The organism is Georgenia sp. 311, assembly GCF_006151955.1.
GTDB lineage: Bacteria > Actinomycetota > Actinomycetes > Actinomycetales > Actinomycetaceae > Oceanitalea > Oceanitalea wutianyii.
Map to the genome: position 1 here is coordinate 1 of NZ_VDFS01000044.1, position 3,263 is coordinate 3,263.

Below are 3,263 nucleotides of genomic sequence, written 5' to 3' on the forward strand. Positions count from 1 at the left end.
GGCGTTCGGGCTCTTCCCGCTCGTCTACACCGTGTGGGTGAGCCTCCACGACTTCCGGCTCAACTCGGAGATGACGTGGGTAGGGCTGGACAACTTCGTCTGGCTCTTCACGAACGAGAAGTTCTACAACGCGCTGCTCAAGACGTTCACCATCGGGGTGCTCTCGACGGTGCCCCAGCTCATGCTCGCCCTCGGGCTGGCCCACCTGCTCAACTACCGGATGAAGGCGCGCAACTTCTTCCGGATCTCGATGATCATGCCGTACGCGACGTCGGTGGCCGCCTCCACCCTCGTCTTCGCCCAGATCTTCGGGCGCGACGGCGGGTTCGCGAACTGGATGCTCTCGCTCATCGGCCTCGACGCGATCGACTGGCGCAACGGCGACCTCACCGCGCAGATCGCCATCGCCGTCATCGTCACGTGGCGGTGGACGGGGTACAACGCGCTCATCTACCTCGCGGGCATGCAGTCGATCTCCTACGACCTGTACGAGGCCGCGTCCCTCGACGGCGCCAGCCGGTGGCAGCAGTTCCGCCACATCACCCTGCCCGGCCTGCGCCCGACGATCCTCTTCACGGTCGTCGTGTCGACGATCGGCGCCACCCAGCTCTTCGGTGAACCACTCCTCTTCGGCGGCGGCACACCCAACGGCGGGGCCGTCAACCAGTACCAGACGGTGGGCCTGTTCATGTACCAGCAGGGCTGGCAGTACGGCAGCCTCGGCCGGGCCGCGGCAGTGGCCTGGGTGACGTTCGTGCTCATCGTCGTCCTCGTCCTGCTCAACACGGCCTTCGTGCGGCTGCGCACCGCGGGGCGCCTCACCGGAGGAGACGACTGATGACGACGATCACCCGCCCACCGGTCATTCCCGGAACGCCGCTCGCGGCGCCCCGGCGTCGACGCCGCAGCAACCACGGCGCCGGCTGGCTCACCTACGCCGTGCTCATCGTGACGGCCGTGCTGTTCATCGGCCCCTTCTACTACATGCTCGTCGCCGCGAGCCGGCCGATGTCGGAGATGGTCCAGTCCCCGCCGCCGCTCACGCCCGGCCCCAACCTGTGGGCCAACATCCAGACCGCGCTCAACCAGCAGGACATCGGCCGGGCGATCGTCAACTCGGTCATCGTCTCCGGCACCGTCACCGTGGCCACCCTGCTGTTCTGCACGCTCGCCGGCTTCGCGTTCGCCAAGCTGCGGTTCCGCGGGAAGAAGGCGCTGTTCGGCGTGACCATCGGGACGATGATGATCCCGCCGACCCTCGGCGTCGTGCCCCTCTACATGGTCATGGCCGAGCTCGACCTCGCCGGGCGGCTCTCCTCGGTGATCCTGCCGACCCTCGTCTCCGCGTTCGGCGTCTTCTTCATGCGCCAGTACCTGCTCCAGTCGCTGCCCGACGAGCTCATCGAGGCGGCGCGCGTGGACGGCGCGACGTCGCTGCGCACCTTCTGGAGCATCGTCCTGCCGATCGCCCGGCCCGGCATGGCCGTGCTCGGCATGCTCACCTTCATGACGGCCTGGAACGACTTCTTCTGGCCGGTCATCACGCTGAACTCCTCCAACCCCACCGTCCAGGTCGCGCTCAACAACCTCGGCAGCGGCTACGTGCCGGACACCGCGATCATCATGGCCGGCACGCTCGTCGGCACCCTGCCCGTCGTCGTCGTCTTCCTGCTGCTCGGACGGCAGATCGTCAGCGGCATCATGGCCGGCGCCGTCAAGGGCTGAGCCCCACCACCACAGAAAGGAGCAGGGCCGCCCGACGCCCTGACCACCCACATGAGCATCCAGACCCGACCCCATGACCTCACCCACATGGTGCCCCGGCTCCCCGACGGCTTCGTCTGGGGCGCGGCCACCGCCGCCTACCAGATCGAGGGCGCGGTCACCGCCGACGGCCGGACCCCCTCGATCTGGGACACCTACAGCCACACGCCCGGCCGGGTGGCCGGCGGTGACACCGGTGACGTCGCCGTGGACCACTACAACCGCTTCCGCGAGGACGTCGCCCTCATGAAGGAGCTGGGCCTGCAGACCTACCGCTTCTCCATCTCGTGGCCGCGGATCACCCCGCACGTCACCGCCGAGAGCCTCGGCCCGGTCAACGAGGCCGGCATCGCCTTCTACTCGCGGCTGGTCGACGAGCTCCTCGCCGCGGGCATCACCCCCGCCGCGACGCTCTACCACTGGGACCTGCCCCAGGCGCTGGAGGACGCCGGCGGCTGGCCGGCGCGCGCCACGGCGGAGCGCTTCGCGGAGTACGCGGGCGTCGTCGCCGCGCGGCTCGGTGACCGGCTCGGCACGTTCATCACGCTCAACGAGCCGTGGTGCTCGGCCTACCTCGGCTACGGCAGCGGCGTGCACGCCCCGGGCCGCACCGACCACGCCGACGTGCTCGCCGCGGTCCACCACCTCAACCTCGGTCACGGCCTGGCGGCGGCGGCGATCCGGGCCGAGCGTCCCGACGCCGTCGTCGGCCTCACGCTCAACCTCGCCTGGGTGCGCCCGGCCTCCGGCGACGCCGCCGACCTCGCCGCCGCGGAGCGGATCGACGGGCTGCAGAACCGGGTCTTCCTCGACCCCGTGCTGCGCGGCTCCTACCCGCAGGACGTCCTCGCCGCGACGTCCGCGGTCAGCGACTGGTCCTTCGTCCACGACGGCGACCTCGAGCTCATCCACCAGCCGCTCGACGTCCTCGGCGTCAACTACTACAGCCCCACCCTCGTGCGCGCCTACACGGGCGAGGGGGAGCGGGAGGAGGCCGACGGCCACGGGAACGGCGCGGTGAGCCCGTGGCCCGGGTGCGAGGACATCGAGTTCCCGCAGCAGGCGGGCCCGTACACGGACATGGGCTGGTCCATCGACGCGCGTGGCCTCACCGAGCTGCTCGTGCGGATGCACCGCGAGCACCCGGGCCTGGAGCTCCTCGTCACGGAGAACGGCGCGGCCTTCCCCGACGTCGTCGGCGCGGACGGCAGCGTCGAGGACCCCGACCGGACCGCCTACCTGCACGACCACATCCAGGCGGTGGCCGACGCCGTGGCCGCCGGGGCGCCGGTGCGTGGCTACTTCCTGTGGTCCCTGCTCGACAACTTCGAGTGGGCCTACGGGTACGCCAAGCGCTTCGGCATCGTCCACGTCGACTACGACACCCAGGTCCGCACCCCCAAGGCCAGCGCCCGCTGGTACGCGGACCTCATCGCGGCCCACACCCCCTGAGCCCCGCCGCGTGCCCCGCAGGCGACGCCTGACCTGCGGGGCACGCG

Annotated in this window: 3 protein-coding genes; all 3 read left to right on the plus strand. The window is 70.5% G+C overall.

Annotated elements, in window-relative coordinates; translation table 11 throughout:
• Positions 1–838, plus strand: an 838-nt coding sequence (locus tag FHE66_RS09175; RefSeq protein WP_139072665.1) for a carbohydrate ABC transporter permease, incomplete at its 5' end; no start/stop codon positions are given.
• Positions 838–1,725, plus strand: a complete 888-nt coding sequence (locus tag FHE66_RS09180) for a carbohydrate ABC transporter permease (protein ID WP_139072666.1) — start codon at positions 838–840, stop codon at positions 1,723–1,725. The genes FHE66_RS09175 and FHE66_RS09180, both read left to right, overlap by 1 nt.
• A gap of 51 nt (positions 1,726–1,776) precedes the next feature.
• The gene (locus FHE66_RS09185; protein WP_139072667.1) at positions 1,777–3,216 is read left to right on the plus strand and encodes a GH1 family beta-glucosidase; all 1,440 of its coding nucleotides are present in this window, start codon (positions 1,777–1,779) and stop codon (positions 3,214–3,216) included.
• Positions 3,217–3,263: the final 47 nt, after the last annotated feature.